31 protein-coding genes and 2 pseudogenes are annotated in these 23,809 nt (G+C 29.5%); 19 read left to right on the plus strand and 14 right to left on the minus strand.

Annotated elements, in window-relative coordinates; translation table 11 throughout:
• Window positions 1–142 precede the first annotated feature (142 nt).
• From C7N65_RS11210 to C7N65_RS11230, 6 genes are all read left to right on the plus strand, one after another.
• Window positions 143–457 carry a hypothetical protein gene (locus C7N65_RS11210; protein WP_023016163.1) on the plus strand — a complete coding sequence of 105 codons (315 nt, stop codon included), beginning with the start codon at window positions 143–145 and terminating at the stop codon, window positions 455–457.
• Between the two features lie 128 nt (window positions 458–585).
• A complete protein-coding gene (locus C7N65_RS12640) occupies window positions 586–735 on the plus strand; it encodes a hypothetical protein (RefSeq protein WP_182475591.1) in 150 nt (49 codons plus the stop codon).
• 329 nt (window positions 736–1,064) lie between these two features.
• Window positions 1,065–1,451 carry a hypothetical protein gene (locus C7N65_RS11215; protein WP_105994558.1) on the plus strand — a complete coding sequence of 129 codons (387 nt, stop codon included), beginning with the start codon at window positions 1,065–1,067 and terminating at the stop codon, window positions 1,449–1,451.
• Between the two features lie 125 nt (window positions 1,452–1,576).
• Window positions 1,577–2,056: a hypothetical protein gene (locus C7N65_RS11220; RefSeq protein WP_234019088.1), complete on the plus strand. Its 480-nt coding sequence runs from the start codon at window positions 1,577–1,579 to the stop codon at window positions 2,054–2,056.
• 383 nt (window positions 2,057–2,439) lie between these two features.
• Window positions 2,440–2,754 carry a hypothetical protein gene (locus tag C7N65_RS11225; protein ID WP_105994559.1) on the plus strand — a complete coding sequence of 105 codons (315 nt, stop codon included), beginning with the start codon at window positions 2,440–2,442 and terminating at the stop codon, window positions 2,752–2,754.
• A 240-nt stretch (window positions 2,755–2,994) separates the two neighbouring features.
• Window positions 2,995–3,210, plus strand: coding sequence for a hypothetical protein (locus tag C7N65_RS11230; protein ID WP_142922298.1), 216 nt, complete (start codon window positions 2,995–2,997; stop codon window positions 3,208–3,210).
• 1,432 nt (window positions 3,211–4,642) lie between these two features.
• Here C7N65_RS11230 and C7N65_RS11235 read toward each other — a convergent pair.
• The 10 genes from C7N65_RS11235 to C7N65_RS11270 all read right to left on the minus strand — a co-directional run bounded on the left by C7N65_RS11235 (window position 4,643) and on the right by C7N65_RS11270 (window position 11,765).
• The gene (locus C7N65_RS11235) at window positions 4,643–5,245 is read right to left on the minus strand and encodes a recombinase family protein (protein ID WP_023016169.1); all 603 of its coding nucleotides are present in this window, start codon (window positions 5,243–5,245) and stop codon (window positions 4,643–4,645) included.
• 105 nt (window positions 5,246–5,350) lie between these two features.
• Entirely contained in the window at window positions 5,351–5,854 is a 504-nt protein-coding gene (locus C7N65_RS11240; protein WP_023016170.1) for a MepB family protein, read from the minus strand.
• A 215-nt stretch (window positions 5,855–6,069) separates the two neighbouring features.
• Window positions 6,070–6,162, minus strand: a complete 93-nt coding sequence (locus C7N65_RS12570) for a type I toxin-antitoxin system Fst family toxin (protein WP_023016171.1) — start codon at window positions 6,160–6,162, stop codon at window positions 6,070–6,072.
• A gap of 124 nt (window positions 6,163–6,286) precedes the next feature.
• Window positions 6,287–6,961, minus strand: coding sequence for an IS6 family transposase (locus tag C7N65_RS11245; protein WP_105994561.1), 675 nt, complete (start codon window positions 6,959–6,961; stop codon window positions 6,287–6,289).
• Window positions 6,962–7,224: 263 nt separating this feature from the next.
• Window positions 7,225–7,392 carry a VraH family peptide resistance protein gene (locus C7N65_RS12915; RefSeq protein ID WP_023016173.1) on the minus strand — a complete coding sequence of 56 codons (168 nt, stop codon included), beginning with the start codon at window positions 7,390–7,392 and terminating at the stop codon, window positions 7,225–7,227.
• A gap of 17 nt (window positions 7,393–7,409) precedes the next feature.
• Window positions 7,410–8,030 (minus strand): ABC-2 transporter permease, encoded by a 621-nt coding sequence (locus tag C7N65_RS11250; protein WP_023016174.1) that lies wholly within the window; start codon window positions 8,028–8,030, stop codon window positions 7,410–7,412.
• Entirely contained in the window at window positions 8,027–8,869 is an 843-nt protein-coding gene (locus tag C7N65_RS11255) for an ABC transporter ATP-binding protein (RefSeq protein ID WP_023016175.1), read from the minus strand. Before C7N65_RS11255 ends, C7N65_RS11250 begins: the two co-directional genes overlap by 4 nt.
• On the minus strand, window positions 8,862–9,878 hold the full coding sequence (locus tag C7N65_RS11260; protein ID WP_023016176.1) for a site-2 protease family protein: 1,017 nt from the start codon (window positions 9,876–9,878) through the stop codon (window positions 8,862–8,864). The genes C7N65_RS11255 and C7N65_RS11260 overlap by 8 nt, the downstream gene beginning before the upstream one ends.
• Window positions 9,879–9,888: 10 nt before the next feature.
• The gene (locus tag C7N65_RS11265; RefSeq protein ID WP_105994562.1) at window positions 9,889–10,755 is read right to left on the minus strand and encodes a S8 family peptidase; all 867 of its coding nucleotides are present in this window, start codon (window positions 10,753–10,755) and stop codon (window positions 9,889–9,891) included.
• A 17-nt stretch (window positions 10,756–10,772) separates the two neighbouring features.
• Window positions 10,773–11,765 (minus strand): lanthionine synthetase LanC family protein, encoded by a 993-nt coding sequence (locus C7N65_RS11270; RefSeq protein ID WP_105994563.1) that lies wholly within the window; start codon window positions 11,763–11,765, stop codon window positions 10,773–10,775.
• 100 nt (window positions 11,766–11,865) lie between these two features.
• Between C7N65_RS11270 and C7N65_RS11275 the strand changes: the two genes are divergently transcribed.
• The gene (locus tag C7N65_RS11275; RefSeq protein ID WP_105977913.1) at window positions 11,866–12,540 is read left to right on the plus strand and encodes an IS6 family transposase; all 675 of its coding nucleotides are present in this window, start codon (window positions 11,866–11,868) and stop codon (window positions 12,538–12,540) included.
• Window positions 12,541–12,911: 371 nt separating this feature from the next.
• Here C7N65_RS11275 and C7N65_RS11280 read toward each other — a convergent pair whose 3' ends face one another.
• Window positions 12,912–13,043 carry a beta-class phenol-soluble modulin gene (locus C7N65_RS11280; RefSeq protein ID WP_105977920.1) on the minus strand — a complete coding sequence of 44 codons (132 nt, stop codon included), beginning with the start codon at window positions 13,041–13,043 and terminating at the stop codon, window positions 12,912–12,914.
• Between the two features lie 968 nt (window positions 13,044–14,011).
• Between C7N65_RS11280 and C7N65_RS12920 the strand changes: the two are divergent.
• From C7N65_RS12920 to C7N65_RS11310, 7 genes and pseudogenes are all read left to right on the plus strand, one after another.
• Window positions 14,012–14,917, plus strand: a pseudogene (locus C7N65_RS12920) (replication initiator protein A).
• Between the two features lie 23 nt (window positions 14,918–14,940).
• Window positions 14,941–15,168, plus strand: a complete 228-nt coding sequence (locus C7N65_RS11295; protein ID WP_142398437.1) for a hypothetical protein — start codon at window positions 14,941–14,943, stop codon at window positions 15,166–15,168.
• Between the two features lie 571 nt (window positions 15,169–15,739).
• A complete protein-coding gene (locus C7N65_RS12650) occupies window positions 15,740–15,898 on the plus strand; it encodes a hypothetical protein (RefSeq protein ID WP_182477698.1) in 159 nt (52 codons plus the stop codon).
• 75 nt (window positions 15,899–15,973) lie between these two features.
• Window positions 15,974–16,114 carry a hypothetical protein gene (locus tag C7N65_RS12580; RefSeq protein WP_158698131.1) on the plus strand — a complete coding sequence of 47 codons (141 nt, stop codon included), beginning with the start codon at window positions 15,974–15,976 and terminating at the stop codon, window positions 16,112–16,114.
• A gap of 263 nt (window positions 16,115–16,377) precedes the next feature.
• Complete coding sequence (locus C7N65_RS11300) at window positions 16,378–16,683, plus strand: hypothetical protein (RefSeq protein ID WP_105977917.1); 306 nt, start codon at window positions 16,378–16,380, stop codon at window positions 16,681–16,683.
• Window positions 16,684–16,891: 208 nt separating this feature from the next.
• On the plus strand, window positions 16,892–17,140 hold the full coding sequence (locus C7N65_RS11305) for a hypothetical protein (RefSeq protein ID WP_105994565.1): 249 nt from the start codon (window positions 16,892–16,894) through the stop codon (window positions 17,138–17,140).
• 111 nt (window positions 17,141–17,251) lie between these two features.
• Window positions 17,252–17,557 (plus strand): annotated as a pseudogene (locus tag C7N65_RS11310) (protein rep); the annotation flags it as partial.
• A 58-nt stretch (window positions 17,558–17,615) separates the two neighbouring features.
• Here the strand turns inward: C7N65_RS11310 and C7N65_RS11315 are convergent.
• The gene (locus C7N65_RS11315; protein ID WP_105977913.1) at window positions 17,616–18,290 is read right to left on the minus strand and encodes an IS6 family transposase; all 675 of its coding nucleotides are present in this window, start codon (window positions 18,288–18,290) and stop codon (window positions 17,616–17,618) included.
• 43 nt (window positions 18,291–18,333) lie between these two features.
• On the opposite strand from C7N65_RS11315, the gene C7N65_RS11320 reads away from it, so the two are divergent.
• The 3 genes from C7N65_RS11320 to C7N65_RS11330 all read left to right on the plus strand — a co-directional run bounded on the left by C7N65_RS11320 (window position 18,334) and on the right by C7N65_RS11330 (window position 20,806).
• The gene (locus tag C7N65_RS11320; protein ID WP_199195500.1) at window positions 18,334–18,912 is read left to right on the plus strand and encodes an IS30 family transposase; all 579 of its coding nucleotides are present in this window, start codon (window positions 18,334–18,336) and stop codon (window positions 18,910–18,912) included.
• Between the two features lie 169 nt (window positions 18,913–19,081).
• The gene (locus C7N65_RS11325) at window positions 19,082–20,131 is read left to right on the plus strand and encodes an ABC transporter permease (RefSeq protein WP_023016138.1); all 1,050 of its coding nucleotides are present in this window, start codon (window positions 19,082–19,084) and stop codon (window positions 20,129–20,131) included.
• A gap of 12 nt (window positions 20,132–20,143) precedes the next feature.
• Window positions 20,144–20,806 (plus strand): ABC transporter ATP-binding protein, encoded by a 663-nt coding sequence (locus tag C7N65_RS11330; RefSeq protein WP_023016137.1) that lies wholly within the window; start codon window positions 20,144–20,146, stop codon window positions 20,804–20,806.
• 304 nt (window positions 20,807–21,110) lie between these two features.
• On the opposite strand, the gene C7N65_RS11335 is transcribed toward C7N65_RS11330, so the two are convergent.
• A complete protein-coding gene (locus C7N65_RS11335; RefSeq protein ID WP_105994566.1) occupies window positions 21,111–21,242 on the minus strand; it encodes a beta-class phenol-soluble modulin in 132 nt (43 codons plus the stop codon).
• Between the two features lie 40 nt (window positions 21,243–21,282).
• The gene (locus C7N65_RS12925) at window positions 21,283–21,360 is read right to left on the minus strand and encodes an alpha family phenol-soluble modulin (protein WP_220453656.1); all 78 of its coding nucleotides are present in this window, start codon (window positions 21,358–21,360) and stop codon (window positions 21,283–21,285) included.
• A gap of 400 nt (window positions 21,361–21,760) precedes the next feature.
• On the opposite strand from C7N65_RS12925, the gene C7N65_RS11340 reads away from it, so the two are divergent.
• Window positions 21,761–22,339, plus strand: a complete 579-nt coding sequence (locus tag C7N65_RS11340) for a hypothetical protein (RefSeq protein ID WP_105994567.1) — start codon at window positions 21,761–21,763, stop codon at window positions 22,337–22,339.
• A 117-nt stretch (window positions 22,340–22,456) separates the two neighbouring features.
• Window positions 22,457–23,809, plus strand: a complete 1,353-nt coding sequence (gene brnQ / locus C7N65_RS11345; protein WP_105994568.1) for a branched-chain amino acid transport system II carrier protein — start codon at window positions 22,457–22,459, stop codon at window positions 23,807–23,809.

Genomic DNA, 23,809 nt, shown 5'->3' on the forward strand with positions numbered 1-23,809 from the left:
TTAAATAATACGGTAAAGCAACGTGAACGTGTGAAGATGTGGGACGTTACAGGTATAAAGAATGAAGATATGCATGATAAAGAAGCATTAGATATGTATAGAAGCATTGTTGATGAATTGATAGAAAGAATAGGTGATTCAAATGGATAAAATGAGAAATAGTCTATTAAACAATAGAAGAAGTGAGAGTTATGAAAATACAATGGTTAGTGGAGAAAATAGATATAAACACTTACCAGACTATAGCTTAAGAGTAAGAGGAACGATCCATAGTAAAGCACATGCGTTAAAAGATATTGGTTTGTATGACAATATTAATCAAGTCTTAGAAGAAGCCATTAATGAGTTGTTGAAGAAAAAGAGCGAAGATATTCAAAATGAAGTAAATGAAGAAGCAAAGCGAAATAACGAGATGAAACTAAGAAAAATAAAGCATAGTCGAAATAAAAAACTTTAGAAGGAATTATCACTAAAAAAAGTTATAGCTTGCGGGCCTTGCTATAACTGTAACAAAAGATGTTTATAAATTACTCCACTCGTCATTTTACTTTATGAATATCGTTTAATCAATAAGGAGTAGATATTATGAGGAAAAAATTTTTAATATCAATAATAGATGTCATGGTTGGCTTAACTAATGAAGAGAAAAAAGAATTGGAAAATTTGGATATACGTAAAGTTGAACTTAAATATAAGCTTGTTCTTACAGAAAAAACTGATGAAATGATTGGATAAGAAGTAACTGAAATAGGAAGAATATTTAATAATCATATAAGATAAGAAATAAACACTTTCAGAAATTTAAAATAAGGTGTTTAGATTATAGTTTTATATACAAACTCTCATAACACAAGTGTTAGTAATATATATGTTATTAACACTTGTGTTATTTATTAGAGGTAGACAAAAAAGCTAGGTGACTTCGTTTCAATTTTAAGATGTGCTTGAAACTATTCTCTCGTAGAATGTTCCTTGTCATAGCATACTTTGCATTAAACTAATATATAACTAGTGGTTGCTTGCAACCACTTAGCACATAACAAAGTTAGAAAGGAGAATGAAGAATGGATACAAAATATAATGCAATCGAAATGATCAACAAATTGAATATCGAGTTATTGGATGATGAGACACATGATATTTCAAATGGAGAAGAGATGATTCCTAACAATCCATTAGTTATGGCAGTCTACGAAATTCTATATGACGAAATTGTAGTACCGGTTTTAAATATGATTGAAAAACGCATCGGTGAATCAGACATCAGCTTTGTAGGGTTTGCTAAAAGTGATTATGATGACAGTGTTGAATTAATCTTTGCCAATCCTGCACTGCATATTGAAAATCATATCGGCAATGAAGTTATTGCAGAAAAAGTGGCAACACTATATATAGAAGAAAATGCACAGTATCAAGCTATACAAAAAGAGCTTCAAGCATATAATGCTTAAAGCTCAACTGTGGAATCACTAATAAGAACTGTATCTAATGAACATATATCATAGCATAACGCTGCCTGTCTATCAAATGATGGACAGGCATTATATTTTATAAACAGAAAGGAAGCATGATTCATATGACAATCAAATCAAACAGCATCAATAATCATACAAGGTATTACTATTATTATGTGGATTTCATTGTGCAATTCATTAGAGATAGAAAGTTTAACGCCAGCAGACAATATCATTCAATGAAACAAAATTTCCCAACAAGCGAAGAAGTGTTAGAAGGTCTCCTAGAAGTTGTAGAGCAGAAATATCCTCACGTCTGTCATAATCTCAATGATTTTAGAAGGTTCGTACAGTTGTTGGATGACCTAAATAAAAATTCGATTTATGATTCAGAGCTATATAGTGATTATTGTGCTTTAGTTAAAGAAAAAGGCATGGAAGCATTAGATGAATTAATTGAACAACAACAGAATTCAGATACAGGCGCTTGTATCTCTGTCGACTTGATAGAAGTCATCTCAGACTTCAATGACGACTTAGGATTAACAGGTGTTAATTCGGAAGTGTATAAAGATTATGATTCTATTGTTACTATCATTTAAGCACCCAATCATACAACGCTGCATATTGAGTTAGATATCGAAGAACTGAAAAATGAAAAGTCAGGTCTCAGGTTTTATATATTTAATGATTACGAAAAACGAATCAATGATTTTAATGTTGATGAATTTTTTAATATGTTGTGGTCAGAAGAATTTGGTGAAGACAATCATTACACCCCGAGTCAATTTTTTAAAATATTAGAAGAAGATAAGGCATATTTTGAAAAATCAGTCGCAAGACCCTTCTGAGATTCGACCTGTGCTGCATCGAAAAAATATTTCATGACCGATTAGGTCTCAATGCAAGAGAGGAAGCATATGTTTCCTCTCTATTTTTAATCGGTGGATGAATTAAAGATAAATTCGACAAAGGAGTCATCATGATGAAAAATAATCAATTAAAAGCAATTTTGTGGCGTTATCTTGTGAATAAATTTGATTTTGATGAAACAACATCCGAAGAATATGAGCAGCACTTTAACCATGAATTCAAATACAATCAAGTCAGTATCGCTGAATCGACTTTTGGTAATGAAGTTACTTTTGATGGTACAACTACATTTATTCCCGAGTCACTAAAAATAATAAAAAGTATTTTAAACATAGAAACTGAGAAAGGTTTTGTAGAAACGATTCATTTTAAGAACTTGAATGAGGTTAAAAAATATTTTGAAGCTGCTACTTTGATGAATATTTAGCCCCATCATTTGATGAGACATTACTCATTGAGTTAACAAATAAATGATGTGAATCACATAACGATTTAGAAAATAACAAATTATTTTAGGAGGTATTTGCATGTTGAAAGTTAAATTATTTGGAAAACAGTACAAAGCAATCAAAGATTATTATTTAAATGGTAGAGTTGCAGTTTGTTGATTAATGATAAAGATGAAGGAATGATTTAGCTTACAGTAAATATACCAACGGCAATGTTAATGACCGATTTCGATGATGATCCTAAAGTTAGTAGTCGTTCTTCTTTGCTTAATCATGTAGATTTTATTAAATATGATACATTGCATGAGGAACTGATTAAACAAAATGTCATTGAAGATGAAACCATAGGAATGATTAAACAAGGTCATCATGTGTATAATGGAATCATTTTTAAAGAAGAAAGTTTCAACAAAATGGAATTGATTGGAAGTTAAAAAGAGGAAGTCATTTAGACTTTCTCTTTTTTCGAAAAAGCAAAATGACTTTTGGTAAAAAGCTCAATCATAAAATGTAAAAAGTACAAATAAAGAAAGTCAAAATCATAAAAGCAAAGTACAAAAATCTCATTTAATCTTATTGCTTAAATAGAAATATGAGATGAGATTTTATGGAAAGAAGCAAGAAACGATTTAATGTTAGACATGATCTGTCTAACATTATTTTCTATACAGAAATTAAAATTGAACTTTTTCTGTATAGAAAAGTATAGATAATGCTCCGATTAGCGTCACATTATCTATACATGAATTGGAAATTTGTTGACTCAAATGTTCTCAATTCATACGCCTCTATGTTCATTTTCTTCACATATTTGCTATCTCTAATTGTTAAAAATGATCGTTATGCACATCTCACTTTGTAACTAATTAGAATGACAAAATCTCACTAGCAAATATTTGGAATATTTGCGTAGAATATTTTGCATGAGCATAAGGAAATCCAGTACCACCCTTGGTGGTATTCAGCATAGCTGAAAGATTTTCCTACCATTCGCTGCGCTCATTTGCTCTTAAAAAACCCTTATAAACCTTGTAATGACGGCATTATAAGGCGTTTGTACTATTACACTACAATAATCCTTATAGTGTAATAGTATCTAGAATACGAAATACTACAAAAAGACCACTTGGGTGTTTTTGTAGAATATTTTTTTTGTTGATTTGACGGGCTTTATCAAGGTTCTGGAATATAAATATTCTAAAATCAAAGCACCTTAGAATACAAATATTCCAAAAAAACGGGTTTTTTTGGAATATAAAAAAGAGGTCAAAAGTTCAATCTCAATTATCAAAAAAATTATTTTTGTTTAAACATATTTGCAATTATGGTTACGTTAATGCGATCACTTTTAATACTTCAATAAAATTTTCGAGCATTTATTATGGTCTTATTTTTCTTTTGCTTGGTTAATGAAATATTGAAAATTTGTGTCGGTATTTCTGATTCTGGTTCGAATAGTTATGAAAAAATTATGATGTTCTTTTATCTATAGTAATTTTTTTGAACTTATTTATGGAAAGAAGCTTTTATTGTACTTTCACTTTTGGTTATTCTAGTTACAATATTTCATTTATCCTTTTTCACGTGAAACGTTTTTCTTGTTCTTCAGATTTTTATTTTTTAGTAACGATAATTTGAGTATTGATGATTACTCAACGAAAAAGCAGTGCGCTTTTTTGAGCATTTTTTTCAATGTGTATGTAGAATATCGTGTGATTAACTTTAAAGTTGGAATGTAAAAGTAGTGGTTTTTAATATTTTTTTGATAATCTATTTGTTTATATTTGTACTTTCTCACTTTATACTTTTTTAGAAAAGTGAACGGAGTTTTGTGTGAAAACGAAATAGAAGTAACATTTAAAATTGTTATTGCTGTTCATTTTTGATTCTATATATTGTCTGGCGTGTAATACCCACTTCTTTTGCTATAGCACTAATAGACTTGCCTTGTTTAAGTAATTCAACCACTCGATAATAAACTAAACGTTTTTGCGGATCTTTAGCATGAGGAGAATAAAGTACGGGGCGTCCCTTATAAATCCCTTTTTCTTTAGCAACTTTAATTCCCTGTGCTTGTCGACGCTTGGTTTCGTTCCTTTCTTGTTCTGAAATCATTGCTAAAATTTGAATGATTAAATCTTTCATAAATTTATCCAATAATGGATTGCCAATGACTTCATTCATCATGGGCAAACTTGTTATCATGAGTTGGACTTCTTTTTCTTTTAAGTAGTTAACGGTTTGAATAATCTCATCATAATTTCGTCCTAATCTATCAATTGATTCAACAACTAAACGGTCACCCATTCTTACGAAATTCAACATTTCCTGAAAAACAGGTCTGTTTTTAATAGACTTACCTGATTGTTTTTCGGTGAAAATTTTTTCAGCTCCAAAAATATGTAAATTTTCGATTTGTCTATCTAAATTTTGATCTGCAGTTGAAACTCTTGCATATCCGATAATCATTTTTACCCTCCTTTTTCATACACCCTAATCATACAAGTGGAATCTATATTTTACAAGGGTATTGAGTTGTATGATTAGGGCAGACCTAAAATAAACACTTTTTAATTATTTATCAAAATATAAAGGGTTTAGAATTTCTTGATCAAACTCTTTGGATAAGTCCACAAAATATTTCGCTTGCCATCTTTGCGTGTTTTTGGCAGTAGTATTTAAATTTGATACCCAGCTTGGATAAACACGCATGGCCATTTTACCTTTAGTTTTCTTTGATTTTATAACTCCCTTTTCTTTTAAAACATTTTTAGGGAATATAAATTGACCTATTTTATCACTATCTAAAATGTTTATAATTAATTTATCCTCTGCTGTATCGTCATCAAAGGGAACATTCTCATTAAATTCATTTTTTCTCCAAAAAGCAACAAAATAACCTTTCTTTTTTGGTGTTTTTTTTGCTAACCTACTTTTAAAAGTTAAGTTTTCTAATTCAAAAGTAAATCCTTCGTACTCAACATTCAAATTGTCAATTTGAACGTTAGTTAAAGTTAATTTACTAATTGTGTTTATGGTAGAACTGACTAATCTCTTTGATATGTAAATATCACTCACAATATTTACTCCTTTCACATATAGGTAAAGTTTGCTTGGATTTTCTACTTTTAAGTATATATAGTATACATACTGAATTTTGTTAAGAGATTACTTTTTGCGTTCCCCTACACTATGATGTTATACTATATTTAACAAAGAGAATTGCATAGGTACACCAATCCCCTCGCTACCGGAAATAGTGAGGGGATTTTTGGTGCAGCTATATCGCCTTATTATTTGTTACGATTGTTTAGCCAAAACGTGAAAATCGCAACAATGCAGCCTGAAATCACAGGTGCAATTATACTAACAAAGAGAATTGCCATAGGTCCCACCTCCTTCCATAGTAATTTCGCCTATGGAAGTTAAGGCGACTCTAATATTATATCAGGTTCTGTTGCAAAGTTAGATAAATATAGCTAATCACCATTTTATCATGTCAGTGTTCGTTTAACTGGCTAACATATGACTGATTTCGTGGCATGGAGAAAATCCGTAGATCTGAAGAGACCTACGGTTCCTTTTATATAACCCGTAAATACATTCAATCCCTTTAATTGTATTTTTTGCTGTATTGATACTTTGGTATTTTGTCTTTCTCACCTTAATATGACGGTGATCTTGTTCAATGAGGTTATTGAGATATTTAGATGTACAGTGACAGTTAGGGTTAAGTTTAAATTCCTTAATTACTTTAGCCATTGCTACCTTCGTTGAAGGTGCTTGATCTGTAATCACCTTTTGAGGTTTGCCGAATTGTTTAATGAGCCGTTTTATAAACGCATATGCTGAGTGATTATCTCGTTTTTTGCGTAACCAAATATCTAATGTATGACCGTCTGCATCAATTGCACGATACAGGTAACACCATTTTCCTTTGAGTTTGATATATGTCTCATCAATGCGCCATTTATAATAGGATTTTTTGTTCTTTTTCTTCCCAATCTGATACAAAATAGGTGCATATTCTTGAACCCAACGATAAACGGTTGAATGATGAACGCTCACACCACGTTCTCTTAATATTTCAGATATATCACGATAACTCAGTGCGTATCTTAAGTAGTAGCCAACGGCTACGGTTATGGTATCTTGATTAAATTGCTTATATTTAAAATAGTTCATAGAAAATACCCCTTTTTGTTAAAATTATACTATAAAATTAACTTTGCAACAGAACTGTATTAGACATAGGCGCATTATCTCCTTAATTATTGGTGGTAGGATACTTCTAATTATAGAGATAATTGCGCTTTTTTTGTATCAAAAATAGGACTAGTGATTATCACCAGTCCTAAATAGTATAGAGCCTAAAAATAGCTGCACTTATACAAGCACAGCCTAGCAACTAATCTTATTTTTTGTCTTTTCATTTGAGTTGAAAGACGTCACCTAAATTGTTTGTCCATATAAAATCCGAGAATAATCCCTAGTGGCACTCCCAAAAAAGGTGTGATAAAGATACTTAAAACAAAAGATGAAACAACTGACCATATAATTACATTAGTGTTAATCGTTAGTTCTGGAATTCTCGAAATAATCTCTTTAATCTTCATAAATAACTCCTTTATTTTTAGAATTCTTTTCTGTTAGTTATATATACTGATAATAAATAAGAGGTTATAAAAATAATTCCACCTATTAATGTATATAAGCCAAGTATACCTAGATTTTCTTGTAATGCCAAATTATTGTTATCATTTGACAAAAATAACAAAGAAAAATATAGGACTAAAAAAACTATAACAATAATAAAAGAAGCAAGCATAAAAATAATGTTTGATTTTTCAGGTCCTAGTTTGAATGTTAGGGGGAAAATAACTGTATATTGAGTTATAACCCCTATTCCTAAAAGAGCAGAGCTTAGAGTTACCAATAGATTTTGAGTGATTAAAATAGTTATTATAGAAGAGCCTACCAAACTAATACTACCTAGAATTAAGTAAAATAAAAAATGACTAGACACATAAGATTTACGACTTATAGGCATCGTAGAAACAAAATAAAGAAATTTAGAATCTTTTTCATTCTTTAAATTATCAGTAGCTGGTGTCACTAGCATCATCATAAACATAAAACTGCTCATTAATGGACTTATATAAGAAAATATTATTGAAAACAAAATACCTGTAATAAAGTAAATAACCAACGCCTTTTTATTTGAATAATAATTATTCAACAATAAACCTTTCATCTAATCGTACCTCTCATAATAATATTTGTTGCTTGATCGATATTTTTTAATGGAGAAATATTTGAAAATTCTCCCCCTTTTTTTACTAATACTTCTCCTTTATTATTATGAGAAGCTATGATATTTGGATGATTATAGTTAAAAGAAGTAATATCTTCAACTTTACAAATACCGTAATCTTTATACAATTCTTCTTTTAATATAACAAAAACGATTTCGCCGTTTTTCATAAAGACTAATTTATCTGCTAAATCTTCTATATCATCAGAAATGTGAGACGTTATTAGGATACTATTACCTTCAGACTTAAATTCTGTGAGTAATTCTTTTACTTCTTCCCTACTTGAGGAATCCATACCAGCTGTTGCTTCATCTAATAACAGTAATCGACTTTCATGCGATAAAGCGACAGCGATAGAAACCTTCATACTCATTCCGCGTGAAAAAGTTGATAGTTTTTGATCAATAGGCAATTCAAAAAACGTTATTAAATTTTTAAATTTTTTTGAGTCCCAGTTAAAATAAATTTTTGAAAAAACCTTGTCTATTTGTTTTATATTTAATTTATCAGGAAGCCTTATATCGTCAAATACCACGCCTATGTTTTGTTTATAAGATACGTCATTATTCTTAATAGAATTGCCAAAAAAATATATCTCTCCATTATTTTTAAATTTGTTTCCGACTAGAGTGTTAATCAATGTCGACTTACCAGAGCCGTTTTTTCCTATTAAACCTACAATTTCATTAGTGCCAATAGTAAAGCTTATATCATTTAGTTTAAAAGTAGAATTTTTATAACCTTTACAAAGATTTTTTACATTTAAATAACTATCCATAGAATCCTCCTGGTTTTTGAGAGTGACTAATTATTTCTTCAATAATCAGGTATTCGCCATAATTCATTAAATTGTCATTATAAACAGTATTATTAGGGTACCGTTTTAAAAAGTTTCTCGCTTCGCACTCGTTTTCATATGTTTTTTTTATGATCAATGAAACTCTTAGTTTAGTCAAATAACTTAACTTATTTAATAGGATTTTTTGACTATTTATTTCTTTTTGATAAGGATATTCTTTTAAGTAATGATTGGTTAACATATTAGCTTCTAACATATTGGTTAAGATATTGGATGATTGAATCTCTTCTTCAGAGAAATCTATTGTTAATTTCCAACCATAAATATATAAGCAATAAAATTGAAACAAATATATTGTGAATTTCTCTTCAAAATGTAATTCATGATCAATAATCTTTTTAGATTCTTCATATAAATATTTATTATTATTATAATTAATAGGAACGTTAAAAGAGTTTTTGATTTTTAACAATAACGTAAATTTACCGTCATTTTTCGCAAGTTTATGTATAACATATCCATCTGTTCCCACGCCTTTTCTAAAATTGGGTATCAACGTAATAATACAATAAAATAAATTTAAGTAAGCTAAAACGTATCCGTACATAAAGTTTGAATTATAAAAAAATAAAAAAAATATAAAATTGAATAAAGGTCCACCAATATAATACCATAAATACATTTTTTTTTCATCATTTAAAAAATAGATAATAGTAAGCCCACCGACATAAGCCCACTCTTTATTAGAGGAAATATATGCGTCTCTAGAAAACTGAAAAGGACCGACTATCATCTTTATTAATATGCCTTTTTTAATTCTAGCTAAAATATAATGTCCTAGTTCATGTATGAAAATTGTTAAAAAAATATATACAAATAGCATAAATATAAAATAGCTTTTTGTAATATAAGAAGACGTAAATGAAATTACATATATTAGCAAAAAAATTATTGCGGGGGAAAAAAGTAACTGGATTTTTTGCTTCATTAATATAATCTTACCTCCCTGTAGCAATATTGATTGGCACATTTTTTTTAGACTGATGAACTATTCTATTAAAATCAAAAGAACCATGTATATCGATATCCTTTGCTACTGCAGCCGTGACATGAGGTACTGCTAAACTTGTCCCCCCTGATAATACAACACCGTTAGGGAAGTATCTTCTACTTAAACTGCTAAGCATAGTTTCATTTGTAGAATAAGTTAAAATATATTTATCAATAGACTCATAGGTGTTGATACTTCCGCTAGGAGCATACATATTTACATTAACACCATAATTTGTGTATTCAGATATAGCAGAAGATCTGTTAGTACTTCCGACTGATATGACTCCAGGATGATCGCTGGGAAGATGAATATAATTAGTTTTAGAAGTGTCCAATCCATCATTGCCTGCGGAGGATACTATAACTACATTTCTAGAAATAGCATAATTTATTACTTCTGTAAAAGCTTCGATGGCAATTTTATTATCTTTATGTTTATAAACTCCTAAACTTATATTGATTACATCAACACCAGAATTAGTAGCATCTAGAATTGAGCGAAGGAGGTTGAGTGGATTTTTTTCATATGCAGTCCATACTACATACGGAAAAATATAGGCTCCTTCAATTAAGGAGTCTAATACTCCTACAACTTGTAATCCGTGATCACTTATATAATTGGCGGAGTCTGTGAATATTTTATCACTATAAATTTTATTATAGAAGTTAACTTTTTTATTGACCCCGCCATCCAAAATAGCAATTTTTATTTTATTTGTACAAGTATATCGATGCGAAGAATTTAAAACTCTTTTATAGTTCCAATTAAATGAATCGAATTTTTCATCTAATATATTAATAAGATTAGCCAATTTATAAGTCTCCTATACTATAACTCGAAGAATAGAACGTTTGGTATGCTTTCATCTAAGTACCTCATTAATTGATATGCTACTCCTGTTTGCCCAGTAAATAGTCCTAAAGATTCCCCTAAAACACCTTGCTGTACATTCAATCGTTTATTTTTGTAAAACGGAATAAGCATTTGTCTAATTAATTGTTCTGCATCTAATAATGAACTGTCTTTAAGTTTAAGTTGTATTAATAATTCTAATAATGCTGAGTTACCATGACATAAAGTATTATCTTTTCTCAAAAACATAACTTCTTTTAAGGTTTTGTTACTTATAGTATATTTATGGGACATAACCCTAGATAATATGATGCTTAATTTTCCTTTACACCAGCCATTTGTTTCATTTTTTTTATGACCGCCATATAGAAAAGCATCTTCTTGTTTGAATATATTTTTATGATTATCATTCCCCATCTTCCCTAATAAGTAATCAATATAATAGATATTGCTCATTCCATGCGCAAAACCAATATTATCACTATTTTCAGGAAGAGTTATGCTTTCATATATTTTTTTTGTGATATTTTCATATGTTTTTTCGCCTTTGATATTATTCAACTCTAATAATATAGGTATTAATCCAATGCTGTGGGCAATCCAATCATTTCCACTATACATATTTCCGCTTAAAGAGTCATTAATATAACTTTCGGCCAATATTAACGACTCTTTATTCCCAAGTAATTTATATTCTGCTAAAAGAGGATAGACTATACTTAATTTTCCAAAAAATGGATTTAGTTCCCTTTTACTTGGTAAATTGTTCAGTGTATTGATGATAGCAGTTCTATGAGGAGAAAACGTTTTGTTCTTTTTGAAATAATCATGGGCAACCATAAATAAATAGATGCCAGGCAGCCCATCATATAAGTTATCATTTAGTGCAGCTAATTCCCATTCTCCTCTGTTACATATATCTTTATAATTAATTGTATTAGTATTTTCATCATATTTAAAAAGTCTCAATAGTTGGTTACTGACATGATCAACTACTTCTTCTATTACATTTTTGGTTCTGTTGCAAAGTTGAATTTATAGTATAATTTTAACAAAGGGAGGATTCTGTATGAACTATTTCAGATATAAACAATTTAACAAGGACGTCATCACTGTAGCCGTTGGCTACCATCTAAGATATACATTGAGTTATCGTGATATATCTGAAATATTAAGGGAACGTGGTGTAAACGTTCATCATTCAACGGTCTACCGTTGGGTTCAAGAATATGCTCCGATTTTGTATCAAATTTGGAAGAAAAAACATAAAAAAGCCTATTACAAATGGCGTATTGATGAGACATACATCAAAATAAAAGGGAAATGGAGCTATTTATATCGTGCTATTGATGCAGAGGGACATACATTAGATATTTGGTTGCGTAAGCAACGTGATAATCATGCAGCATATGCATTTATCAAACGTCTCATTAAACAATTTGGTAAACCTCAAAAGGTAATTACAGATCAGGCACCTTCAACGAAGGTAGCCATGGCTAAAGTTATTAAAACGTTCAAACTGAATCCCGACTGTCATTGTACATCGAAATATCTGAATAATCTCATTGAGCAAGATCACCGTCATATTAAAGTAAGAAAGACAAGATATCAAAGTATGAATACGGCAAAGAATACTTTAAAAGGTATTGAATGTATTTACGCTCTATATAAAAAGAACCGCAGGTCTCTTCAGATCTACGGATTTTCGCCATGCCACGAAATTAGCATCATGCTAGCAAGTTAAACGAACACTGACATGACATATTAGTGGTTAGCTATATTTTTTACTTTGCAACAGAACCTTTTTTTATCGATTATTAAATGTGATATTTTAGTAAGAGGATATGCGTAATATTTATTGGTTTTCATAGATGGTAAAAGAATACGTTTATATTGAAATAATACTACTGCCATTCCCACTAAAAAGGGAAGCTTATTATAATGAGTAAAAAAATATATTAGCTGATATTGCAACTGATATAATCACCTTTCTTCATCGATCATTTATTTCTCACAAAAGGTAGCCTTTGTAAGTCGATTATTTAACAATACAAAACACTTAACAAGGCATATGTCTTGTTAAGTGTTTTGTATTATACAACTCAATCACATATATTAACCAAATAAACCAGAAATAGCATCAATACCTTGTGCTAAAGCTTTAGCAATACTAGTTCCCATTGTTACCCAATCTTGATTCAAACCTGATTCAACTGCTTTACTAATAGCATCTACAATTCCTGACATATTAAATACCTCCAAAAAAATATTAAAGTTAAGAAAGGACTAAGATAGAGTTATGAAAAAAATTGTGATATTTCCTATGATTATCGTAAGTCCTTTTCTGTATAATTAAATTATACAACACAGCCACTGCTGATAGAGTATTTTTTCTTAATTGTTGGCTTTCAAATCGTAATTGATTGAAATATTAACTTTAAATATGAGATTTGAACAGTATGGAATACCAAAGTGTAATTAGATGTATTTTTTATAGTTAATACATAAGAAACTATAGACAAAAACATTCTTTATAAATGACATATAAATTTACCACTAATCATTAGAGCTTCGATTTTGAAGCTAAAAATTATGTACTTAATTTCTGGTTTTGAATTATATTTAACTTAATTTACTGACGTGATGCTAATTTCGCGCCATTTCGAAAATCCACACTAAAGTGTACTGTCCACCTACAATTTAATGCTAAAGCATCATCATATTAAAACGGGAAAGTGAGATATCAAGGTATCAATATGGCAAAAGTACAATAAAACGTATTTAATAGATTTACTGACTATATAAAAAGTCTCAATTCGGATAAATATTGCGTATATTTACCCTGCTATGAAATTATAATTACATCTAGCAAGTTAAGCAAAACAGAATTTCAAGCGTATTATTTAAATACTATTTTTCTATTTTACAAAAGAACCACTTTTCATGAAAACATTATTATATATAGAGCTATCTGTGTTATAATTCTTATAATAGATAAGAAAAGAGCAACTACGGTAATAGTTGCTCTTAGGTAATACATCAAATAACTGTAACTGATTTTATTGACTGACGTTTCCGTCTTTGTCTATATAGTTTATATCCGTATTATATAATGAATAAACATATAGTGCAAGTATTGAAATTGTAAAAAAATAGTCGATATGATATAGATGTATTGCCTCTTACTAATTTAAATAAGAAAGAGGTTTTTTGTTATGGAAAGTTTTGAAAAATATAATTTGTCACAAGTTAAAACAGAAAGATTTTATCAATTACCTAAGTATCTATTTGAAGATCCTTATTTTAAAAAATGTCTGCAGAAGCAAAAATTATGTATGCTCTACTAAAAGATCGTTTTGAGTTATCTATTCAAAACGAATGGGTCGACGATAAAAATAATATTTACTTTATTTTTAGTAATAAAAACTTATGTGAGTATTTAGGGTATGGAGAACAAAAAATAATAAAATTAAAAAAATAATTAATTAAATTTAATTTACTTCTACAAGAACGTGTGGGACTTAATAAGCCAAATAGATTATACTTGTTGAAACCAAAATATCCTCCTAAAACCAGTAATGACAAGGAACTTCCATTTTCACAGTTCCGGAACTATGAAAATGGAAGTTCAAAAGCAATTAAAATCACAGTCTAATGATACTGAAATTAATGATACTGAGAAAGAAAGAAACTACTACAACAAATCAACTCAAAATAGTAGTAAAACAATCCTAAAATATATTTGTACTGAACTGAACATAAAAACAACCAAAGCATTTGAAATTAAACTCCATAATTTTATTGAACAATTTGATTTAGAAATAATTGAATATGCTGTTGAGTACGCAGGTCTTAAAGGAACCAACCCCAAACAATATTTAATTAAAATATTAGAAACATGGTTGAACAATGATGTAAAAACATTGCAACAAGCTAAAAATTTTAGATGTATTAATAAAAAACAAACTAAATCTAAAGAAATCACACCAGACTGGTTAAAAAATAGAATACATGAAAAACGTAATGGAACTAAAAAACATGAAAATGATGGGGAAATTGACCCAGACTTAAAAAAAGATAAAGAAACATTTTTGCAACATCTCAAAGATAATTGGGGATAAATCTAAAAAGGTAGTCTATGAAATTGAAAAAAGAAGAAAGCACTCCCAAACATCTTTATGACTTTTTTATAAATAAAAAAGTTAAAGTTTATTTGAATAATCCAAACACTATTGAACTTATTGGTAAATTAAATACTGAAAGGCAATTTGAATTATTATTAGAATGCAAAGTAAAAGATAAAGAAGGTGTCATAACTAATAAAATGCGTTTGATACTTAAGCAAAGCATTTTGTATATGAAAGAAATTTAAACAGACAATGTATACGAGCTTCTCTTATGCTCATGTAAAATATCCTACGCAAATATCCTAAGTTTTTGACGGTGTATATTTTATGTATAAATCAAGTAGGGATATTTTTCTGTTATAAGCCCATATTTACGTTTTAAATGCTTATATTGGGATTTGAGAAAAAACTATAAGAAACACAGAGTTTGCTCCAAATACCTCCTTAAAATGCAAAATAAGGCTATTAATTATAAAATGCTCAAGCAAAAAAACTCTTAATAAGTTGAAAAGACTTATTAAGAGCAATAATCAATTTTATTACAGAACTAATTGATTAGTTCTATTGGAGGAGCTGCAACTCCTCCTTCATTACATTTATATTATAACAAGAGTATGCATTTATGCCGAGAAAATCTATTTGTCGATGAGAGCCCTTAATTAGACTAAAAGCGCCAGCGGTCGGATAGCGTCGGCTATCAAATCGACCGATGGACAGCTTTAGGATTATTAAGGAGCGCAGAATCGTCGACAAATAGAGGAATTGGAATAATGCAATAATCTTTAGTAATTTTTAAAGAGGAGGTTTAGATTTATTATGGTAAACTTTTTCAGAAAATATTCGAACACTTTTTCTTATATGATTATTTTTAGTGTATTTCTGTTTTTAATTATGGGTCCTTTAGGTGCAGCAGCAGGGATAGCAATTGGAATTGCTGTTGGGCAACATGAAGATATGAAAAAAGAAAATAAATAAAGACTTGATCAAATTAGACCAAGCCTTTTGATAGCGTTATATTAATAACAAAATAAAAAAAGAAGTCGATTTTTTATGAATAAACAAGATGGTAAAACTTATGTAAATCAAGGCAAATCACAAGAAGCAACAAATTACACTAGAACCGGCTACTCTAATAGCCGGTTAGACGCACATTTTGTGTGCACTTCTCTAAAAAACGTCATCACTTTTTAAAGGATTTTATGCAAAATTTTAGTTTGCATGTAGATGGGCAGTGTCTAAAAATCGTCACTGGTTTTGCTAAAAATTTGTAATGTGAAATCAAAATATATTTATTTGGCTCTTATTTGCGTTTTAAGGGCTTATATAAGTTTTTAGGTACAAAACTATATAAATAACCCCTAATTCTTCAAAATGCCCCTTTAAAATTAAAAATAAAGGCACTCAAAATTTTTGTAAGAGTTATGATAAAGTTTGTTAAAAAAGGAGGTATTAATTTGATATTTATATATATAATATTTTCAGCTATTTTACTTTATTATGCTTTAAAATATGGAATTAGAAATGGTTTTGTTGAACTTGAAGCGAATAAAGATGGTTTAGTTTACTATAAAAAAAGTGAGAGTTTACTTGAAGAGATAGAAAATATTTATAGTAGAGTTTCTACGTCTAAATCTAAAGAAGCGAAAGCTATCTATAATGAGGCTTTTGACATATTGCTTTCTGAAAAAAAGCCGAAGATTATATTTAAAGAATTAACTGAGAAGAAAGAAGAAATTTTTAAATTAAGTATAGACGACTAACTAGTTCTAAATGACGCATTTATGCCGAGAAAATTTATTGATCAATGAGAAGAACCCTTAACTAAACTTGAAGACGAATGTCGGCATAGCGTGAGCTATTAAGCCGACCATTCGACAAGTTTTGGGTTTGTTAAGGGTTCAGAGGCTCGTTGTCAATAAAGCAATTTAATTAGTAAGATGACTTTAAGGCATGGAAAGGAGTTTTACATTGGTTAAAAGTTTTACTAAATCATTATTAGAATCCGTTGTTGTATTAATTGGAATATCAATAGTTTTGTGGTTGTTAAATAAAATCGAAGTTGACGCTAGAGGAATTGATAATGTCATCAGCGAGTCTCAGTATAATAGTTTTGCATTTGTGAATTTTTTTGATTTAGAGGTATTTAATATCGCTTTTTGTATTCTTATTATTGTCTTAATAATTTATATTTTGGTTAAAACTGCGTTGAGAAAATAGGTGGCTTTTGTAACGAGTGAAACGAGTTTCTTCTTGTCTTGATACTAAGGGTAACTATTTCGATTTTGAATAGTTACCCTTAGAGCGTTGGTATACCTGGCTTCAACCACAAAAAAAGATGCGTTGGGATTATCTTTGATGATGCAGTATATTAAGCAGGAAGAAAAAAAGGAATTCATTTTTTTAACACTTACGACGCCAAATGTAACGAATGAGCATTTGGAAAGTGAAATAAAAAATTATAATAAAGCATTAAAAAAAATGGTTGAACGTAAAAAAGTGAAGTCGATTATCAAAGGTTATGTAAGAAAATTAGAGATAACATATAATCAAAAACGAGATGATTATAATCCACATTTTCATGTTTTGATAGCTGTTAATAAATCATATTTTACAGATAAACGGTATTATATTAGTGGTTCTGTTGCAAAGTAAAAAATATAGCTAACCACTAATATGTCATGTCAGTGTTCGTTTAACTTGCTAGCATGATGCTAATTTCGTGGCATGGCGAAAATCCGTAGATCTGAAGAGACCTGCGGTTCTTTTTATATAGAGCGTAAATACATTCAATACCTTTTAAAGTATTCTTTGCCGTATTCATACTTTGATATCTTGTCTTTCTTACTTTAATATGACGGTGATCTTGCTCAATGAGATTATTCAGATATTTCGATGTACAATGACAGTCGGGATTCAGTTTGAACGTTTTAATAACTTTAGCCATGGCTACCTTCGTTGAAGGTGCCTGATCTGTAATTACCTTTTGAGGTTTACCAAATTGTTTAATGAGACGTTTGATAAATGCATATGCTGCATGATTATCACGTTGCTTACGCAACCAAATATCTAATGTATGTCCCTCTGCATCAATAGCACGATATAAATAGCTCCATTTCCCTTTTATTTTGATGTATGTCTCATCAATACGCCATTTGTAATAGGCTTTTTTATGTTTTTTCTTCCAAATTTGATACAAAATCGGAGCATATTCTTGAACCCAACGGTAGACCGTTGAATGATGAACGTTTACACCACGTTCCCTTAATATTTCAGATATATCACGATAACTCAATGTATATCTTAGATGGTAGCCAACGGCTACAGTGATGACGTCCTTGTTAAATTGTTTATATCTGAAATAGTTCATACAGAAGACTCCTTTTTGTTAAAATTATACTATAAATTCAACTTTGCAACAGAACCGTTATAACACTATTTACCGTGCTATTTATTTAGGCCTATTTGATCCGCCTAAATTAAGTCACGGTAACCGTGGATGTATTAGATTGTTAAGGCATAGAGGTAAGACTAGACACACTAAAAGTCATCAAGAAAATAGAGGTAGAATTAGAATAAGTTATTCAATACATGATCGACCTCAAATCATTAATGATAGAGAACGAATCGGAGATTGGGAAGCCGATACTGTTATGGGAAAAACTGGAAAATCTTGTCTTGTTACATTAGTAGATCGTAAAACCGGCTATTTACTTTGTGGTAAAGTATCTAAAAAGAAATCTGAGTTTGTGAAACAGAAAATCGTAGATTTACTTGGCACCTTACCAAACAATAAACGATTATCTATTACACCAGATAGAGGTAAAGAGTTTTCTAAATATCCAGAAATTACGTCAGAGTTAGATAACATTCCATTTTATTTTCCTAATCCTCATTCCCCTTGGCAACATGGAACTAATGAAAATACAAATGGATTGATTAGAGAATATATAGCCAAAGGTATTGATATTGATAACATTACAGAAGAATAAATAGAGCATTATGTTTATAAGTTGAATACACGTCCTCGTAAACGATTTGATTGGAAAACACCCGCAGAGCTTTTCATTGATAAAGTGTTGCACTTAATTTGACAATTGAAGATATAAAAAAGCTTTTATTGTTATACTTATTGATATCGTGTTTAAAGGAGAGGATTAAATGTTTTTGGCATGGAACGAAATTAAATACAATAAGCTGAAATTTGGATTAATTATAGGCATTCTTGTATTAATTAGTTACTTACTTTTTTTATTATCTGGATTAGCGAATGGTTTAATTAATATGAACACAGAAGGTATTAAGAAGTGGCAGGCAGATGCAATTGTCTTAAATAAAGATGCTAATCAAACGGTACAACAATCAGTAATAACAACATCGGATGTTAAAGGGAAATTTAAAAAAGAGGCTCCTTTAAAGCAAATGGGCATTATCGCTTCAAAGGGAAATAGTAAAGAGAATGCGATACTCTTTGGGGTAACATCAAATTCATTCTTGATTCCGAAGATCAAGGAAGGCAAAGCGTTTAATAAAGATAATGAGGTTGTCATTGATCAATCATTGAAAGATAAAGGATTTAAAGTTAATGACATAATCAATTTATCTCAATCTGACGAGAAATTACATATCGTTGGAGTGTCAGAAAGTGCGAAATATAATGCTTCTCCTGTTATTTTTACTAATAATAAAACGGTGGAAAAAATTAACCCAGCATTATCGTCAGACAAAACCAATTCAGTAGTTGTCAAAGATAATAATTGGAATGATAAAAAGATAAATAGTGATTTAGAAGTGATTGGTATTGATGAATTTGTAGAAAATCTACCAGGTTATAAATCTCAAAATTTAACAATGAATTTCATGATTACATTTTTGTTTGTTATTTCTGCTACAGTTATTGGAGTATTCTTATATGTTATTACTCTACAAAAAAAGAGTTTATTCGGTGTATTAAAAGCGCAAGGATTTACGGATGGATTCTTAATGAAGATGGTGTTAGCACAAACCTTTATATTATCTTTAATTGGCTCATTAATTGGATTAATGTTGACCCTGCTTACAAGTCTAATTTTACCCAAAGCAGTACCGATTCAATTTGATGTTATAACACTTATTATTTTCGGCATTGTTCTGATACTTATTTCACTTGTGGGTAGTCTTTTCTCAGTACTATCTATTAGAAAAATTGATCCACTTAAGGCAATCGGATAAGGAGGTTTCATTATGTTAAAATTCGAGAAAGTGACAAAAGAATTTCAAGATGGAAATCATATGATTAAAGCAGTTAAACCAACATCATTATCTTTTGAAAAAGGCGATTTTATAGCTATTGTTGGTCCTTCTGGTTCTGGTAAAAGTACATTCCTAACAATGGCTGGTGCCTTACAAACACCTACATCTGGAGAAATTTATATTAACGATAAGAAAATCTCAAAAATGAATCAGAAAAAATTATCCAGAATGAGAATGAAAGAAATTGGATTTATATTACAAGCGACTAACTTAGTTCCATTCTTAACAATCAAACAACAATTTCACTTATTAAAGAGTTATAAAAAAGATGTGTTAAGTACTCAAGAACATGATAAATTGTTAGACGATTTAGGTTTGAAAGAAATCGAGAATAAATTACCTTCTGAAGTGTCAGGAGGACAGAAACAACGTGTTGCGATTGCTAAAGCAATTTATACACAGCCATCTATTATTTTAGCTGATGAGCCAACCGCATCACTCGATACTGAAAATGCGATGGCAGTTATGAAAATACTAAAAGAACAGTCTAAACAACGTCAAAAAATATGTATTATTGTTACTCACGATGAACGGTTAACTAAATTTTGCGACAAAATCTTTCATATGGAAGATGGTTACTTAACGCAAAAATAAAATAATTAAAGCATCAATATATTATCATCAATTAAAAATATTTAGATTTTTAACTATAATATCTACTTTAGATGAACGCCTGATTAATCGTATACAGACCGAACTAGCGAAGTTGATTTTTTAGTGTACTCTTTGATTGAGAGGAATCCTATCTGTTTATCTATCAATCTTCAACAATATATTTGCTACAAGTACTTTACCAACATGTTAAAGTACTGCTTAACCATCTTTTTTGATTTTTCATCATAAATAATCAAAGTAGCCCCAACTCTTTAAAAAGTTGGGGCTACTTTAATTATTTATATTAGCCAAAGAAACCAGCAATAACATCAATACCTTGTGCGAATGCTTTAGCGATATTAGTTCCCATTGTTACCCAATCTTGCTCTAGACCTGATTGAACTGCTTGACTGATAGCATCTACAATACCTGACATAAAATATTTCCTCCTCTTGTATTAGAAATTCAATTTTAAGTTAAGCAAAAGTGTCAACGAGTGTCTTAATAAGTTTAATAATTCCGCCGATAATCTCAGCAACCATCATAAACTTCATCCCCTTTCGCTATCGTTAACTTTATTATACAAATTTTTTCGAGTTATAGTTTAAAATTCCCTAAATAATCATTTGAAGTTCCTAAGTGATTATTTAACCTAAATAATGTATTTATACCAGACGTAAAAGCATGCTTAAGTGTCTGAGTAGAATATTTTTGTTAAAGTTTGCTATAAAATCAACTTTGCAGCAGAACCAGAAAATTTATACGTAATAAAAAATATAGTTTTGAAAATAGTTATCATTTTTCTATCGATAAGTAAAAAATTACTATTTATCACAAAAAAAGAAGTGGATAAATAGTAATTTTTTACTTAAACTATAGGGAGATATACTTTCGTTAAAAACACTATCGATATATTTATACCATAAGTTATACATATTAAGAGGAGAATACGAGATGTTTTTACTAGAATTCAAGCAATTTTCAACTAGAAAAATGGTGGGATTATTTAAGACAGAAGATGATGTTAAGTCATGGATAAGTTCTATAGAAAATATAAAAATTTATAAGGAAAAAATTGATGGAAGGGTTATCACAGACTATTTTTTAGAATACATGGAAATTCCTTCATACTCAGAAATTAATTGGAAAGGCAGCAAGTTCATACTTAGTAAATATATGTTTTCTCCAGAAGAGGGGGATATATCAATAACTTGGGAAGCGTTAAATATAGTAGATGAAATTGAAGAAATAATTTCTGGACAAAGTAAAGTAGGTTCCTATGTTATTAATAATGATGAATTAGAAGATTATATTAAATCATTAGAAGATATGAAAAATTACTTAATTAGATATTTTGAGAACAAGAATCATAATGTGGAAGTTTTAGGTCATGGATCAGAAGATGGAGAGTATATATTAGTAGATGATAAGTTTTTATGCCATTTGGAAGGTGATACCGTAACAAAATGGCAAGAAAAGAAATCTCCCAAAAGCTTCCTTGACAACTTCAACTATAATGACATCATTTCATAATAATTTCTATAAAGAACTAATCTTTATTATCTTAGAAGACTTAGGATTATAAACTTTCTCATTGATGCTTATTAATATATTATAGGTTTCAAAGATATAATAAAGGAGGGGATTTTTATGCACAATAAATTAACGTGGAAAGAAAATATGTATATCGGCTCTATGTTATTTGGATTATTTTTTGGAGCAGGAAATTTGATTTTTCCTATTCATTTAGGACAAGCCTCCGGCCCAAACGTCATATTAGCTAATATAGGCTTTTTAGTTACTGCAATAGGATTACCGTTTTTAGGAGTAATAGCAGCTGGTTTTTCACAAAAAAAGGATATTTTTGCAATATCAATGAAAGTTAATAGACACTATGCATATATCTTTACTATAACATTATACTTAGTGATTGGCCCAATATATGCTTTACCTAGGTTGGCATCTACATCATTTGAAGTTGGGTTATCTCCTTTTATTAGTCAAAGCTTATACAAGCCATTTCTTTTTATATTCAGTTTATTATTTTTCATATTAACTTGGGTGTTCTCAAGAAATACTGCAAAAATATTGGAATACATAGGGAAAATACTTAATCCTATTTTTGTATTTCTTTTAAGTATTATATTAACTTTGTCCTTTTTACAACCTATGGGTACAATCACTAGCGGCTCTATTTCTAATGAATATAAACAAACTCCTTTTTTTAAAGGTTTTGTAGACGGCTATAATACTTTAGATGCATTAGCAGCATTGGCTTTTGGGATGATTATTGTAAAAACCATAAAAGATATGGGGATCTCAGAACCATTAAATATAACTAGAGAAACAATTAAATCTGGAGCTATTAGTATGGTACTCATGGCATTAATATATAGTTTACTAGCTATTATCGGATCAATGAGCTTAGGAGAGTTTGAACCACATGAAAATGGCGGAATCACATTGACTCTTATTATTAAATACTACATAGGGGAATATGGCATGATATTTCTAGCAGTCATTATCACTATAGCTTGCTTAAAAACAGCTATTGGACTAAATGCTTCTTTTTCAGAAACATTTAGTAACTTATTCCCTAAATTTAATTATATTTTCTTTACTACTTTATCTTGTATTGTTTCTTTCTTAATATCGAATGTGGGTTTAACATACATCATTAAAATTTCAACTCCTATATTACTATTGCTATATCCTTTAGCAATAGTATTAATTTTATTAGAAATTATAAATTTTAAATTCTTTTGTTCTAAGATTGTGTATAACTCTACTATATTATTCACTCTTTTAGCTGCAGTCATAGATGCTATTAAACATTGTCCACCTTTCATTTCTGACACAAATTTATTTGAGAGTATAACATCAGTGTTTGAGAAATATATACCTTTATCCTCAATAGGAATGGGATGGATTCCTCTATCTATTATAGGATTTATCTTTGGATTTATCTTGAGGAAAATGTTAAATAATTATAACTATAGATAA

The organism is Staphylococcus simulans, assembly GCF_002994445.1.
Classification (GTDB): Bacteria; Bacillota; Bacilli; order Staphylococcales; family Staphylococcaceae; genus Staphylococcus; species Staphylococcus simulans_B.